This is a genomic window from Microvirga yunnanensis (assembly GCF_025460875.1).
Genome location: NZ_JAMXFI010000064.1, coordinates 17,738 through 31,893, shown reverse-complemented (window position 1 = coordinate 31,893; position 14,156 = coordinate 17,738). Strand labels below are relative to the sequence as shown.

Annotated in this window: 10 protein-coding genes; 5 read left to right on the top strand and 5 right to left on the bottom strand. The window is 67.9% G+C overall.

Annotation, left to right across the window (positions count from 1 at the left end):
• Nucleotides 1-29: 29 nt before the first annotated feature.
• Nucleotides 30-1,001, bottom strand: a complete 972-nt coding sequence (locus NF876_RS26240) for a Bug family tripartite tricarboxylate transporter substrate binding protein (RefSeq protein ID WP_262271311.1) — start codon at nucleotides 999-1,001, stop codon at nucleotides 30-32.
• A 243-nt stretch (nucleotides 1,002-1,244) separates the two neighbouring features.
• Between NF876_RS26240 and gor the strand changes: the two genes are divergently transcribed.
• From gor to gltX, 4 genes are all read left to right on the top strand, one after another.
• A complete protein-coding gene (gene gor, locus NF876_RS26235) occupies nucleotides 1,245-2,645 on the top strand; it encodes a glutathione-disulfide reductase (RefSeq protein ID WP_262271310.1) in 1,401 nt (466 codons plus the stop codon).
• Nucleotides 2,646-3,049: 404 nt separating this feature from the next.
• Entirely contained in the window at nucleotides 3,050-4,435 is a 1,386-nt protein-coding gene (locus tag NF876_RS26230) for a class II 3-deoxy-7-phosphoheptulonate synthase (RefSeq protein ID WP_262271309.1), read from the top strand.
• A gap of 610 nt (nucleotides 4,436-5,045) precedes the next feature.
• Nucleotides 5,046-6,779, top strand: coding sequence for an NAD+ synthase (locus tag NF876_RS26225; RefSeq protein ID WP_262271308.1), 1,734 nt, complete (start codon nucleotides 5,046-5,048; stop codon nucleotides 6,777-6,779).
• A 504-nt stretch (nucleotides 6,780-7,283) separates the two neighbouring features.
• Nucleotides 7,284-8,624 carry a glutamate--tRNA ligase gene (gltX, locus tag NF876_RS26220; RefSeq protein WP_262271307.1) on the top strand — a complete coding sequence of 447 codons (1,341 nt, stop codon included), beginning with the start codon at nucleotides 7,284-7,286 and terminating at the stop codon, nucleotides 8,622-8,624.
• Nucleotides 8,625-8,879: 255 nt separating this feature from the next.
• Here the strand turns inward: gltX and NF876_RS26215 are convergent, their stop codons facing one another.
• The 3 genes from NF876_RS26215 to NF876_RS26205 all read right to left on the bottom strand — a co-directional run bounded on the left by NF876_RS26215 (nucleotide 8,880) and on the right by NF876_RS26205 (nucleotide 12,188).
• Nucleotides 8,880-9,641, bottom strand: a complete 762-nt coding sequence (locus NF876_RS26215) for an ABC transporter permease (RefSeq protein WP_262271306.1) — start codon at nucleotides 9,639-9,641, stop codon at nucleotides 8,880-8,882.
• Entirely contained in the window at nucleotides 9,638-10,609 is a 972-nt protein-coding gene (locus tag NF876_RS26210; RefSeq protein ID WP_262271305.1) for an ABC transporter ATP-binding protein, read from the bottom strand. Before NF876_RS26210 ends, NF876_RS26215 begins: the two co-directional genes overlap by 4 nt.
• A gap of 451 nt (nucleotides 10,610-11,060) precedes the next feature.
• Nucleotides 11,061-12,188, bottom strand: coding sequence for a DUF2865 domain-containing protein (locus tag NF876_RS26205; RefSeq protein WP_262271304.1), 1,128 nt, complete (start codon nucleotides 12,186-12,188; stop codon nucleotides 11,061-11,063).
• Nucleotides 12,189-12,673: 485 nt separating this feature from the next.
• Here NF876_RS26205 and NF876_RS26200 point away from each other — a divergent pair, with 485 nt between their 5' ends.
• Nucleotides 12,674-13,189 (top strand): CreA family protein, encoded by a 516-nt coding sequence (locus tag NF876_RS26200; protein ID WP_262271303.1) that lies wholly within the window; start codon nucleotides 12,674-12,676, stop codon nucleotides 13,187-13,189.
• A gap of 165 nt (nucleotides 13,190-13,354) precedes the next feature.
• On the opposite strand, the gene NF876_RS26195 is transcribed toward NF876_RS26200, so the two are convergent.
• Complete coding sequence (locus NF876_RS26195; RefSeq protein ID WP_262271302.1) at nucleotides 13,355-13,966, bottom strand: LysE/ArgO family amino acid transporter; 612 nt, start codon at nucleotides 13,964-13,966, stop codon at nucleotides 13,355-13,357.
• Between the last annotated feature and the right edge of the window lie 190 nt (nucleotides 13,967-14,156).

Sequence of the window (14,156 nt, the reverse complement as noted above, 5' to 3'; positions counted from 1 at the left end):
GGCGCTTCCAACGGGCTTTAGCTTGAAATTTACGACTTCACCAGTCCCACGGCGGTGAGCACTTCTTTCGTGCGGGCCTGCTCGTCGGCAAGGATCTTGGTGAAGGCGTCGCCGGACACGTAGGAATCCTCCCAGCCCTTGGCCTTCAGGAGTTCCTGCCACTCCTTCGACTTGGCCATCTTGTCCATGGCGTCCGTCAGGGCCTTCTTCTGGTCGGCCGAGATGCCCGGAGGGGCCACGACGGCGCGCCAGTTGGCGATCTCGAGATCGACGCCCTGCGCCTTAATCGACGGCAGGTCGGCGGTGGCCTTGTCGGCCGGGGTGGTCAGGCCGATGAGGCGCAGCTTGCCGGCCTTCACCTGGCTCTCGAACTCGCCGTAACCCGAAATGCCCGCCGTCACCTTGCCGCCGAGGATGGCCGCCAGGGCCTCGCCGCCGCCGGAGAACGGGATGTAGTTGATCTTGGTCGGATCGGCGCCCGCCGCCTTGGCGAAGAGGGCCGCCGCGATGTGGTCGACGCCGCCCGCGGAGCCGCCCGCCCAGGTCACCTTGGCCGGATCGGCCTTGATGGCGGCCGCGAGTTCCTTGGCATCCTTGATCGGGGAGTTCGCCGGAACGACGATCGCCTCGTATTCCGCGGTCAGGCGGGCGATGGGGGTCGTCTGGTCCAGGGTGATCGGCGACTTGTTGGTGAGGAGGGCGCCCACCATCACGTAGCCCATGACCATGAGCTGGTTGCCGTCGCCCTTGGAGTTGTTGACCAGCTGGGCGATGCCGATGGAGCCGCCGGCGCCCGGAACGTTGGCCACCTGCACGCTCTTGGCGATGCCCGACTGGGTCAGGGCCTGCTGCATCGAGCGGGCCGTCTGGTCCCAGCCGCCGCCCGGAGCCGCCGGAGCCATGATCTTGAGCTCCATCTGAGCTGCCGCCGATGTCACGAACCCTGCCACGGCCGCCGCGGCGAGAGCGCCGCGCCAAAGACCTTTACGAAACTGGCTCATCGATTTCCTCCGTTGACGCCGACATCCGGTCGGCCTGTCCGCGGCAGACCCTAATGAGGGAACAGCAGGGCGGCAAGCGGCTTGCACCTTTATCCTTATCGTACCTTCGCGTAAGAGCTTCCGCGTCAGAGCTTCGCGATTCAGGTGAGCAGCCATGTCTCCGAAGCAGGGCTGGCGGAGGACTTCGGCCAGATGCGTCCTTATATGAATGATCGAGTTGCAGAACCGAGCGGAGACCGCCCCATGTCCTCTTCCGGCACGTCCTCTTTCGACGTCGACCTCTTCGTGATCGGAGGCGGGTCCGGCGGCGTTCGTGCCGCCCGCATCGCGGCGGGCTATGGCGCGAGGGTCATGCTGGCGGAGGAATACCGGGTCGGCGGCACCTGCGTCATCCGCGGCTGCGTGCCGAAGAAGCTGATGGTCTATGCCAGCCGCTTCGCCGACGACTTCCACGACGCGGAAGGCTTCGGCTGGAGCGTCGGCGAGACGCGCTTCGACTGGGCGACCCTGATCCGCAACAAGGACCGGGAGATCGACCGGCTCGAGGGCATCTACCGGGCGAACCTGGACAAGGCCGGCGTCGAGGTGATCGACAGCCGCGCCGTGATCGAGGACGCCCATACGGTCCACGTGCTCAAGACCGGCGCGCGGGTCCGCGCCCGCGTCATCCTGGTGGCGGTGGGCGCCCATCCGACCCTGGAGCCGGTCATTCCGGGCGGCGAGCTCGGCATCACGTCCAACGAGGTCTTCCACCTGGAGACCCAGCCGAAGCGCATCCTCGTGGTCGGCGGCGGCTACATCGCGGTCGAGTTCGCGGGCGTCTTCGCCGGGCTCGGCAGCGAGGTCACCCTGCTGCACCGGGGCGACAAGCTCCTGCGCGGCTTCGACGAGGACGTCCGGGACGCGCTCGGCGAGGCCTATCTCCAGCGCGGCATCGATCTGGCTCTCGGCACGACCCTCACGCGCCTGGAAAAGACGCCCGACGGCATCGCCGCGACCCTGTCCGACGGCTCGGTCCGGGTCGTCGACCAGGTTCTCGTCGCCACCGGGCGGCGGCCCAACACGACCGGGCTCGGCCTGGAGAAGGCGGGCATCACGGTGGACGAGGTCGGGGCGATCCCGGTGGACGGCTATTCCCAGACCCTCGTGCCGTCGATCTACGCCGTGGGGGACGTGACCAACCGGGCGAACCTCACGCCCATCGCCATCCGCGAGGGACACGCCTTCGCCGACACGGTGTTCGGGCCTAAGCCCACCATCGTCGACCACGACCTCATTCCCACGGCGGTGTTCTCGACCCCGGAGATCGGCGTCATCGGCTGCGGCGAGGCGGCCGCGCGGGCCATCTATGGCGAGATCGACGTCTACAAGACCGCCTTCAGGCCCATGAAGGCCACCCTGTCGGGCGGCAAGGACCGGGTCTTCATGAAGCTCATCGTCGACCGGGACAGCGACAAGGTGGTGGGCGTCCACATCATGGGGCACGACGCGGGCGAGATGATCCAGCTCGCCGGCATCGCCGTCACCATGGGAGCCACCAAGGCCGATTTCGACCGCACCGTCGCGGTTCACCCGACGGCAGCCGAAGAGCTGGTCACCATGCGCACGCCCGTGGTGGTCAAGAAGCCCGTGGCGGTGGGGTAGGGAGGCCCGAGGGCTCTGTCGGAGGGGGAGGGTGTCGGCACCGGGTCACACATGCACCACGTCATCACCGGCCTTGTGCCGGTGATCTCGATACGGTGAAGCGCGGCGCCCCAAAAGATCGGGATGGCCGGCACAAGGCCGGCCATGACGTGGGAGGGTGGCAGGAAGGGCGGAGGGTGCCATGACGCCGGAGGGTGTTCGCACCGGGTCACACACACACCACGTCATCACCGGGCTCGTCCCGGTGATCCCGATCCGAGAGACGCCGCGGCATCCGGTCCGTCGTCTCGGTTCTGTGAACCAGCGCACTCGCCTTTTTGAAGATGTCGTGTATAGGTGCCGTTTCGTGCCGCTTGTTGCGGTGAACGACGAGGAATCTGAGAAAGGACACGGGGGTAAGTGTCATGACCGAGCGGTGGACGCCCGACAGCTGGAGAAACAAGCCGATCCAGCAGGTGCCGGCCTATCCGGACCTTGAGGCGCTCGAGAGCGTCGAGCAGCAGCTCGCCGGCTTTCCCCCGCTGGTGTTTGCGGGCGAGGCCCGCAAGCTGAAGCGGACCCTGGGCAAGGTCGCCAAGGGCGAGGCCTTCCTGCTCCAGGGCGGCGACTGCGCCGAGAGCTTCGCCGAGCATTCGGCCGACAACATCCGCGACTTCTTCCGCCTGTTCCTCCAGATGGCCGTGGTGCTGACCTATGCGGGCGGCTCGCCGGTGGTGAAGGTCGGCCGCGCGGCCGGCCAGTTCGCCAAGCCGCGCTCGGCCCCGACGGAGACCATCGACGGCGTCGAGCTGCCGAGCTACCGGGGCGACATCATCAGCGACATCGCCTTCACGCCGGAGGCGCGCACGCCCGATCCGCGCCGCCAGCTCATGGCCTACCGCCAGTCGGCCGCGACCCTGAACCTGATCCGCGCCTTCGCCACCGGCGGCTACGCCAATCTCGAGAACGCCCATCGCTGGATGCTCGGCTTCGTGAAGGATTCCCCGCAATCCTCCCGCTACAGCGAGCTCGCCGAGCGCATCACCGAGAGCCTGAACTTCATGCGGGCCATCGGGATCGATCCCGAAACGCATCCCGAAATGCGCTCGACGGATTTCTACACCAGCCACGAGGCCCTGCTGCTCGGCTACGAGGAGGCCATGACCCGGGTCGATTCCACGACCGGCGACTGGTACGCCACCTCCGGCCACATGCTCTGGATCGGCGACCGCACCCGCCAGCTCGACCATGCCCACGTGGAATACATGCGCGGCATCAAGAACCCGATCGGGCTCAAATGCGGCCCGTCGCTCACGGCCGACGGGCTGCTCAAGCTGATCGAGGCCCTCAATCCCGAGGACGAGGCCGGCCGCCTGACCCTGATCTGCCGCTTCGGCGCCGACACGGTCGCCGATCACCTGCCGGGCCTGATCCGGGCGGTGCAGAAGGAGGGCCGCACGGTGGTGTGGTCCTGCGATCCCATGCACGGCAACACCATCAAGGCGGCCTCGGGCTACAAGACCCGCCCGTTCGAGCGCGTCATGGGCGAGGTGCGAGACTTCTTCGCCATCCATCAGGCGGAAGGCACCCATGCGGGCGGCATCCACCTGGAGATGACCGGCAAGAACGTCACGGAATGCACGGGCGGCGCCCGCGCGCTCACCGACGCGGACCTGCGCGACCGCTACCACACCTATTGCGACCCGCGCCTCAACGCCGAGCAGGCGCTCGAGATCGCGTTCCTGACCTCGGAGCTCATCAAGCGCGAGCGCCAGTCAAGGGAACGACCGACCGCCCTGGCGGCGGAATGAACGACTGGGCCATTTAAGAAAAAGGGGCGCTTGGGGCGCCCCTTTTTCTTTACGCATACGCAACTCTACTCGTCGTTGGGCTCAATTCAGCCAGCCCATGAAGAAGAGAATAAGAATGATCGGCAGAGGAATGCCGATAAGCCAGAGCAGGCCGCCTTTCAACATGTCAGTCTCCCAGTGTTTCGTGTGGAAATAACGAACTGGACTGTTGCGGGTTCCACCAAAAGCTTGAGCTTTGCAGCAGAGCTGAAAACGCCCCCGCGCCGGACCACACCACACACACACCACGTCATCACCGGGCTTGTCCCGGTGATCTCGATACGGTGGAGCGCGGCGCCCCAAACAATCGGGATGGCCGGCACAAGGCCGGCCATGACGTGCGGAGGGTGGCGGGAAGGGCGGAGGGTGCCATGACGCCGGAGGGTGCTCGCAGGAGCGTCGGCCCCGATCCCAAAAGTGGATTCCCCTTTTGGGTCCGATGCTCTAGATCCAGGCATCATGCGGAAATCCGGTCCCCGGCTTTCCGCCCGGAATGATGCGTCAGCAGGAAAGGGAGCGTCGGGTGGATCTCGAACGTGGCCTCCACGGTCGGGTCCGGTGCTCAGGTGTCATGGCTCAGAACACGCTCAAGATCGCCCTCGCGCAACTCAACCCCATTGTCGGCGACGTGGCCGGCAACGAGGAGAAGGCACGCCAGGCCCGCGCCCAGGCGGCCCGTCTCGGCGCCGACCTCGTGATGTTCACGGAGCAGTTCCTCGCCGCCTATCCGGCCGAGGACCTGGTGCTGAAGCCCGCCTTCCAGGATACCTGCCGGGCGGCCCTGGAGCGCCTGGCCCGCGAGACCGCGGATGGCGGCCCGGGGATGCTCATCGGGCTGCCCTGGCGCGAGGGTGACGCCCTCTACAACGCCTATGCGCTGCTCGACAACGGCACGATCACCGTGCGCTACAAGGTGGACCTGCCGAACTACGACGTGTTCGACGAGAAGCGCAATTTCGACCCCGGGCCCCTGCCGGGCCCGGTCAATTTCCGCGGCATCCGCATCGGCGTCCCGATCTGCGAGGACATCTGGAGCGGCGACGTGGTCGAGTGCCTGGCCGAGACCGGGGCCGAGCTGCTCCTGGTGCCGAACGGCTCGCCCTATCATCGCGGCAAGACGGACGAGCGCTTCAGCATCGCCAGCGCCCGGGTGACGGAAAGCGGCCTGCCGCTCGTCTATCTCAACCAGGTCGGCGGCCAGGACGAGCTCGTCTTCGACGGCGCCTCCTTCATCCTCAACGCGGATTGCTCCCTCGCCGGCCAGCTGCCGGCCTTCGAGGAGGCCCTCGTGCTGACCGTCTGGGAGAAGGGCGAGGACGGCTGGGCCTGCCGCGAGGCCCCCATGGAGACGGTCGAGGAGGGCCGGGAGGCCGATTACGCCGCCTGCGTCCTGGGCCTGCGCGACTACGTGGACAAGAACCGCTTCCCCGGGGTGGTGCTGGGCCTCTCGGGCGGCATCGATTCCGCCATCTGCGCCGCCATGGCGGTGGATGCGCTCGGGCCCGACCGGGTCCATTGCGTGATGCTGCCCTACCGCTACACCTCGGGCGAGTCGCTCAAGGACGCGGAGGATTGCGCCAAGGCGCTCGGCGTCCGCTACGACATCCTGCCGATCGCCGAGCCGGTCGAGGGCTTCGAGGCCGCCCTGCAGCCTCTCTTCGCCGGCCGGGAGCGGGACATCACCGAGGAGAACCTCCAGAGCCGCGCCCGCGGGACCATCCTCATGGCGATCTCCAACAAGTTCGGCGCCATGGTGGTGACGACGGGCAACAAGTCGGAGATGTCGGTGGGCTACGCCACCATCTACGGCGACATGAACGGCGGCTTCAACCCGATCAAGGACCTCTACAAGATGGAGGTCTACCGCATCTCGGCCCTGCGCAACCGCTGGAAGCCGGACGGCGCCCTCGGGCCCGACGGCATCGTCATCCCGGAGAACATCCTGTCGAAGGCGCCGACCGCCGAGCTGCGCGAGAACCAGAAGGACCAGGATTCCCTGCCGCCCTACGAGGATCTGGACGAGATCCTGCGCGGCCTCGTGGAGGAGGAGCTTCGCGTCTCCGACATCGTGGCCAAGGGCTACGACCTGGAGGTGGTCAAGAAGGTGGAGCGCCTGCTCTATATCGCCGAGTACAAGCGCCGCCAGGCGGCGCCCGGCGTGAAGGTGACGCGCAAGAACTTCGGCCGCGACCGCCGCTATCCGATCGTCAACCGGTTCCGCGACCAGGGGCTCGTCGCCCACCGGAAGGACGAGGCCCTGGAGCGCGCCATGGGCAAGCCGCGGGTCGGCCCGCAGGACGTCTGACGGTTGGGCGATCCGGCCCGGCCTCACCGGCCCACACCACCCTCCACGTCATCACCGGCCTTGTGCCGGTGATCCCGCTTTCGTGAGGCGCCGCGCCCTACCGATCGGGATGGCCGGCACAAGGCCGGCCATGACGTGCGGAGAGTGGCAGGAAGGGCGGAGGAGATCATCGCCCTCTCACACACCCTCCACGTCATCACCGGGCTCGTCCCGGTGATCCCGCTTCCGTGAGGCGCCGCGCTCTTCCGATCGGGATGGCCGGCACAAGGCCGGCCATGACGTGGGAAAGGTCACGCCACAGCGAGGATCACCCTCCACGTCATCACCGGGCTTGTCCCGGTGATCCCGATGCGGTGAGGCGCCGAGCCCCAAACAATCGGGATGGCCGGCACGGCCGGCCATGACGTCGGAGGGTCGCGGGAGGGGGGCGCGCGCGTCCCGGCGACCCGATCGAAAAGCCCGTCACCCCTTGCGCGGCCCGGCGCGCTTCGCCATAGCATCTGCATGTCCAGACCCATCGTCCGCTTCGCCCCGTCCCCGACCGGGCACATCCATATCGGCAACACCCGCGTGGCCCTGCTCAACGCGCTCTTCGCGCGCCGGGAGGGCGGCACCTTCATCCTGCGCTTCGACGACACGGACGTGGCGCGGTCGAAGCAGGAATATGCGGATTCCATCGAGACCGACCTGCGCTGGCTCGGCATTCCTCCCGACGTGATCGTCCGCCAGTCGGACCGGTTCGACCTCTACGACGCGGCCGCCGGGCGGCTGAAGGCGGCCGGCCGCCTCTATCCCTGCTACGAGACGCAGGAGGAGCTGGAATTCCGCCGCAAGCGCCAGCTCGCCCGCGGCCTGCCGCCGATCTACGACCGGGCCGCCCTCGCGCTCACCGACGAGGACCGGGCCAGGCTCGAGTGGGAGGGGCGCAGGCCCCATTGGCGCTTCCGCCTCGAGCCGACGCATGTCACCTGGGACGATCTCGTGCGCGGGCCCTGCCACGTGGATTGCAGCTCGCTCTCCGACCCGGTGCTGGTGCGCGAGGACGGGACCTATCTCTACACGCTGCCCTCCGTGGTGGACGACATCGAACTCGCGATCACCCATGTGATCCGGGGCGAGGACCACGTCACCAACACGGCGGTGCAAATCCAGATCTTCGAGGCGCTCGGCGCAGCCGCGCCCACCTTCGCCCATCACAGCCTGCTGATCACCGCGAGCGGCGAGGGCCTGTCGAAGCGCCTGGGCCATCTGTCGATCAAGGGCCTGCGCGAGGCCGGCCTCGAGCCGCAGGCGGTGGCCTCGCTCGCCGTGCTGGTGGGCTCGGCGGAGGCGGTGCGGCCCGTGGCCGATCTCGACGACCTCGCCCGCCTGATCGATTTCTCCCACATCTCCCGCGCCCCGGCGAAGTTCGACGAGAGCGAGCTGGAGCACCTGAACGCCCGCCTGATCCACGACATGCCCTACGAGGCCGCCCGCGAGCGGCTGGCGGCGCTCGGGGCCGACGAGGGCGAGGCGTTCTGGAACGCCGTGCGCGGCAACCTGACGAAGCTCCGGGACGCGGCCGAATGGGCCAGGGTGGTGCGCGGCCCGGTGGCGCCGGTGATCGAGGACCGGGCGTTCGTGGAGGCGGCCACGGCCGTTCTGCCGGAGGCGCCCTGGGACGGGACGACCTGGAAGGCCTGGACCGAGGCCGTGAAGGCCGCCACGGGGGTGAAGGGCAAGGCCCTGTTCATGCCCCTGCGCCTGGCGCTCACCGGGCTCGACCACGGTCCGGAACTCGGCGCCCTGCTGCCGCTGATCGGACCGGAGCGGGCGAGGGCGCGGCTTTCCGGGCAGGCGGCCTGAACCCCGCCCCGTCCCGGCGCCCACCCGGCCCCGGCCTCCGCCCATCGGGTCACCTCCTCACGTCATGGCCGGGCTTGTGCCGTCGCAACCCCTCCCACCCTTCTCACGTCATGGCCGGCCCTGTGCCGGCCATCCCGATCTTTTGAAGCGCGGCGCTCCACCGGATCGGGATCACCGGGACAAGCCCGGTGATGACGTGGAGGGTGGTGTGCGGGTGATGACGTGGAGGGAGGTGGCAGGACAGCGGGAGAGCGCCTACGCCTTGATCCTGTAGCCCGTCCTGAAGATCCACCCGACGACGCTCAGGCAGATCAGCATGAAGACCAGGGTCATGCCGAGGCTGATGCCCACATCCACGTCGGCGACGCCGAAGAAGCTCCAGCGGAAGCCGCTCACCAGATAGACCACCGGGTTGAACAGGGCGACCGTCTGCCAGAAGGGCGGCAGCATGGTGATGGAGTAGAAGCTGCCGCCGAGGAACGCCAGGGGCGTCACGACCATCAGGGGCACGACCTGGAGCTTCTGGAAGCTGTCGGCCCAGATGCCGATGATGAAGCCGAACAGGCTGAAGGTGACGGAGGTCAGCACCAGGAAGGCGACCATCCAGACGGGATGCGCGATGGAGAAGTCCACGAAGAGCCGCGCCGTGACCAGGATGATGGTTCCGATGATCACCGACTTGGTGGCCGCCGCCCCCACATAGCCGATCACCGTCTCGAGGGCCGAGATCGGCGCCGAGAGGATCTCGTAGATAGTGCCGGAGAATTTCGGCATGTAGATGCCGAAGGAGGCGTTCGAGATGCTCTCCGTCAGGATGGACAGCATGATCAGGCCCGGCACGATGAAGGCGCCGTAGCTGACCCCGTCGATATCGGCCATGCGCGACCCGATGGCGGAGCCGAACACGATGAAATAGAGCGAGGTGGAGAGCACCGGCGAGGCGATGCTCTGCATCAGCGTGCGCCAGGTGCGCGCCATCTCGAAGAGATAGATGGCCTTGATGGCATAGAGGTTCATGCGCGCTCCCTGACCAGGCTGACGAAGATCTCCTCGAGGGAGCTTTCCGAGGTCTGAAGGTCCTTGAAGTCGATGCCGTGCTCGCTCAGGCGGCGGAGCAGCCCCGCGATGCCGGTCTCCTGCGTCTGGGTGTCGAAGGTGTAGACCAGTTCGGTCCCGTCGGCGGAGAGCTGGAGGCTCTCGGATCGCAGCTCCGGCGGCAGGGCCGCCAGGGGGCTCTGGAGGTGCAGGGTGAGCTGCTTCCTGCCGAGCTTGCGCATGAGAACGGCCTTGTCCTCGACCAGGATGATCTCGCCCTTGCGGATCACCCCGATCCGGTCGGCCATCTCCTCGGCCTCCTCAATGTAGTGGGTGGTCAGGATGATCGTGACGCCGTTCTCGCGCAGGCGCCGCACCATGGCCCACATGTCCCGGCGCAGCTCCACGTCGACGCCGGCGGTGGGCTCGTCGAGGAAGAGGATCTTGGGCTCGTGCGACAGGGCCTTGGCGATCATGACCCGGCGCTTCATGCCGCCGGACAGGGTCATGATCTTGCTGTCGCGCTTCTCCCACAGGGAGAGGTCCTTCAGGATCTTCTCGAGATAGGCCGGATTGGGCGGCTTGCCGAAGAGGCCCCGGCTGAACGTCACCGTGGCCCACACGCTCTCGAACGCGTCGGTGGTGAGCTCCTGGGGCACGAGGCCGATCTTGGTCCGGGCGGCCCGGTAGTCGCGGACGATGTCGTGCCCGTCCGCCGTGACCCGGCCGGTGCTCGGATTGACGATGCCGCACACGATGCTGATGAGCGTGGTCTTGCCGGCGCCGTTGGGGCCGAGCAGGGCGAAGATCTCGCCCCGGCGGATCTCCAGGTCGACCGTCTTCAGGGCCTGGAACCCGGACGCGTAGGTCTTGCCGAGGCCCGCGACGGCAATGATGGGATCGGACGCGCCCGCCGGGCGGGGCATCGCGAGGGAATCGAGCGGTTTCATGCCGGGTTGATAGCATGGCCGTGGGCAGGGCGGAATGGACGCCATTCCTGCCCGAATGGGGAGGCGGCGTCTCCCTCTCCCGTCGTCACCGGCCCTCGCCACCGTGTCCACGTCATCACCGGCCCGTTTCACCTCTCCACGTCATCACCGGCCTTGTGCCGGTGATCTCGCTACGGTGAAGCGCGGCGCCTTTCGGCTCGGGATGGCCGGGACGAGCCCGGCCATGACGGGGGAGGGTGTTGGGATGGCTCGTGAGACGGGTTGCGCCCTGCGATGGCCACCCGCCACGTCATCACCCGCACACCACCCGCCACGTCATCACCGGCCTTGTGCCGGTGATCTCGATTGTTTGAGGCGCGGCGCTCTACCGTATCGGGATGGCCGGCACAGGGCCGGCCATGACGTGGGAGTTTTTCCACCCCGGCCGGGAACGACCGCGGTCGACAGCCCGTCAGTTCTGCGCGTGCGGCACCGGGACGACGTTGGGGGCGATCACCCGGACGGTCTTCTTCTGGCCGTTGCCCGCCTCGACCTCCTGCTTCGAGCCCTCGCCCTGGCCGACCACGGCGTTGGTCTCGATCGATTGCGGCCCGATGCCGGCCGATTCCTTGCTGGCCGTCGGGGCGGCGGCGGCGATCTCGGCCGCCTCCTTGGTCTCCTCGTCGGCCTTCCTGTCGGCGGCCTTGCGGGCGGCCTGCGTCTTCGGCCGGGAGAGCTCCTCGGCCTTCTCGGCGGTCACGATCAGGTCGCCCTTGCGCTGCTGGAGCATGCTCTCGGCCTTGCGCAGGACCACGGCCCAGCTCTCGTCGTGCTTCTTGCAGGCGCAGCTCTCGTCGAAGCTCTTGCGGAACTTGAAGGCGTTCGCCAGCGACGCATAGGGCTGGTTCGTGGACAGGGAGGCGGCGCGGCTGAGGCCCTGATCGCCGCCCGGATAGGCATAGGCCAGGGTCTCCGTGCCGGGGCAGAGGGCCTGGCACATCTCGTTGGCGCTCTGGCCGCCGCCCGGCGGCGTGGTGAGCGGGAAGAACGATCCGTCGCAGGTCTTCACGCAGATCAGGCGCCCGCCGCCCATGGACGGGGGGCCGTCATCGGCGATGATCGGCTGGCCCTCGGGCATGATCTCCTGCTGCGGCTGCTGCTGGCGCGGGGCGCCGAACAGGGACTCGAAGAAGCCGCGGGGCTGGTCCGTGGCGCAGGTCTGCTGGACGGCCACCTGGAGCTGCCGGCGGCGCGCCTCGATCTGGCTCTGGTCGACGGCCTGGGACGCCAGGCGGGCATAGCCGGCCTCGAGCTGGCGGATCTGCCCGGCGATGGAGCCGCATTCGGCCGGGGCCGGGCCGGCCAGGAAGCCGAGGGGCCCGCGCTCGCAGCCGATGTTGCGGTAATAGACGACGAGGCGGTTGATCTCCGTCCGCTGCGCCTGCATCTGGCCGGTCGGCGCGCTCCCGCCGCTGCGCTCCAGGGAGGCCAGCTCGGCCTGGAACCGCTGGCACTGCGCCGACTGGGCATAGGCCGCCGGGCCGGCGGCCAGGAAAGCCGCGACGGCGATTAGGGAGCGGAGAAAGGATGTCTTTGCCATTGAGATGTTCGCAGAACCGGTCCGTTGCGGCGTCGAGGCCTGGGGAGGCTTCTCATGTGCCGCTGGAATTTGACCCTATTGTGATTAACGCCTTGCCTGCTTCGGGGGAAGCTGTCCAGCGCATCGTGCGAAAAAGTGGTCCCGGTTTTTCGCACGATCCCCGGCCAGGAGGGGAGCATCGGACAATCGGGATCACCGGGACGAGCCCGGTGATGACGTGGCGGGTGTGTGACCCGGTGCGAACACCCTCCCCACGTCATGGCCGGGCTTGTCCCGGCCATCTCGATCCGGTGAGGCTCGGCGCTCCCAACAATCGGGATCACCGGGACAAGCCCGGTGATGACGTGGCGGGGGGTGGATCGACCGGGAGCGGAGCATCGGACCCGGGCCTGGGTCCCTGTTTCACGTCCGATGCTCCGGGGGCTCTCGTCAAAGCCCGGAACCATCCCCACATGGGAGCGTGACCGTGGGAGGTGAATGAACCGATGCTTGCTCGAATTGTCCTGGCCGCCACCCTGGCGCTGACCGTCACCCTGGCCGCCGTGACCGGTGCCGCCGCCCAGGAGCCCGACCTGATCTTCAAGAAGTCCACGGTGTGGCGCGCGCTGACGCCGGACGACAAGCTGGCCGTATACGGGATCGACGACCCGGTGGTCGAGGGGGTGGCCTGCCACTACACGACCCCGGAGCGCGGCGGCCTCTCGGGCACGTTCGGGGTGGCCGAGGAGGTCTCCGACATCTCGCTCTCCTGCCGGCAGGTGGGGCCGGTGACGTTCAAGCAGAAGGTCGGCCAGGGCGACGTGGTGTTCAGCGAGCGCCGGTCCCTGATCTTCAAGAAGATGCAGATCGTCCGCGGCTGCGACGCCAAGCGCAACACCCTGGTCTACATGGTCTATTCCGACCGGCCCATCGAGGGCTCGCCCAAGAACTCCACCTCGACCGTCCCCCTGATGCCCTGGGGCACCGCGATGCCGCCCCGATGCGGCGAATGGGTGAAATAGGAGGGCTTGTCCCGCGGCCTCGCGGGCCCCCTCCGCCCGTCATGGCCGGCCTTGTCCCGGCCATCCTGCGGCCTCACGGACACCCTCCCACGTCAGGGCCGGGCTTGTCCCGGCCATGACGTGGGAGGGTGAGGGGATGACGGGGAGGGTGGTAAGGCCCTGTCCTCATGACGCCCCTGTGCCGAGGAGGAGCCGGGCGGCCGTCGCCCACATGACGATGCCGATGGCGATGTCCAGGATGCGCCAGGTGACCGGCCGGGCGAAGAGCGGCTTCAGCAGGCGCGCGCCGAAGCCCAGCGCGAAGAAGAACGCGAAGGAGGCCGTCATGGCGCCCGCGGCGAACCAGCCCTTGCCCGGGTCGAACTGGGTCGAGATCGAGCCGATCAGCACCACCGTGTCGAGATAGACGTGCGGGTTGAGCCAGGTGAAGGCCAGGCAGGTGAGCACCACCCGGCGAAGGCTCTCCGGGGCGGTTTGCGACGGCCGCAAGGCGGCCGATCCGAAAGCCGCCCGGACGCTGCGGGCGCCGTAGGCCACGAGAAACGCCACGCCGCCATAGAGCAGAACCGTCCCGACCCAGGGCCATTGCGCGCTGAGCTGCGCGAAGCCCGAGACCCCGGCCAGGATCAGCGCCGCGTCCGAGACCGCGCAGGCGAGGCACACGGCCAGGACATGCTCGCCGCGAAGGCCCAAGCGCAGCACGAACGCGTTCTGGGCCCCGATGGGCAGGATCAGGCTGAGGCCGAGCAGGAAGCCGGCGAGCAGGGGGCCGGTCATGGGGGCTGTCATGAGGAGGGTCCGACTGGGATTCGGCCTTTCCTAGGCCGGCCGGGCGAATTAGAGAAATTAAACCCTCTCACCCTGATTCAGAAATTCTAAAGCATCGGACGTGAAAAGTGGACACCACTTTTGGGATCGATTCCGATGCTTCCCTCTTGGACGGCGCATCGTTGAGTGCGAAAAACCG

Coding starts and splice junctions, on each gene's coding strand:
- NF876_RS26210 (WP_262271305.1), bottom strand. CDS start 10,609: ATGAAACCGCTCGATTCCCTCGCGATGCCCCGCCCGGCGGGCGCGTCC.
- NF876_RS26200 (WP_262271303.1), top strand. CDS start 12,674: ATGCTTGCTCGAATTGTCCTGGCCGCCACCCTGGCGCTGACCGTCACC.
- NF876_RS26195 (WP_262271302.1), bottom strand. CDS start 13,966: ATGACCGGCCCCCTGCTCGCCGGCTTCCTGCTCGGCCTCAGCCTGATC.
- NF876_RS26225 (WP_262271308.1), top strand. CDS start 5,046: ATGGCTCAGAACACGCTCAAGATCGCCCTCGCGCAACTCAACCCCATT.
- NF876_RS26240 (WP_262271311.1), bottom strand. CDS start 1,001: ATGAGCCAGTTTCGTAAAGGTCTTTGGCGCGGCGCTCTCGCCGCGGCG.
- NF876_RS26215 (WP_262271306.1), bottom strand. CDS start 9,641: ATGAACCTCTATGCCATCAAGGCCATCTATCTCTTCGAGATGGCGCGC.
- NF876_RS26205 (WP_262271304.1), bottom strand. CDS start 12,188: ATGGCAAAGACATCCTTTCTCCGCTCCCTAATCGCCGTCGCGGCTTTC.
- gltX (WP_262271307.1), top strand. CDS start 7,284: ATGTCCAGACCCATCGTCCGCTTCGCCCCGTCCCCGACCGGGCACATC.
- NF876_RS26230 (WP_262271309.1), top strand. CDS start 3,050: ATGACCGAGCGGTGGACGCCCGACAGCTGGAGAAACAAGCCGATCCAG.
- gor (WP_262271310.1), top strand. CDS start 1,245: ATGTCCTCTTCCGGCACGTCCTCTTTCGACGTCGACCTCTTCGTGATC.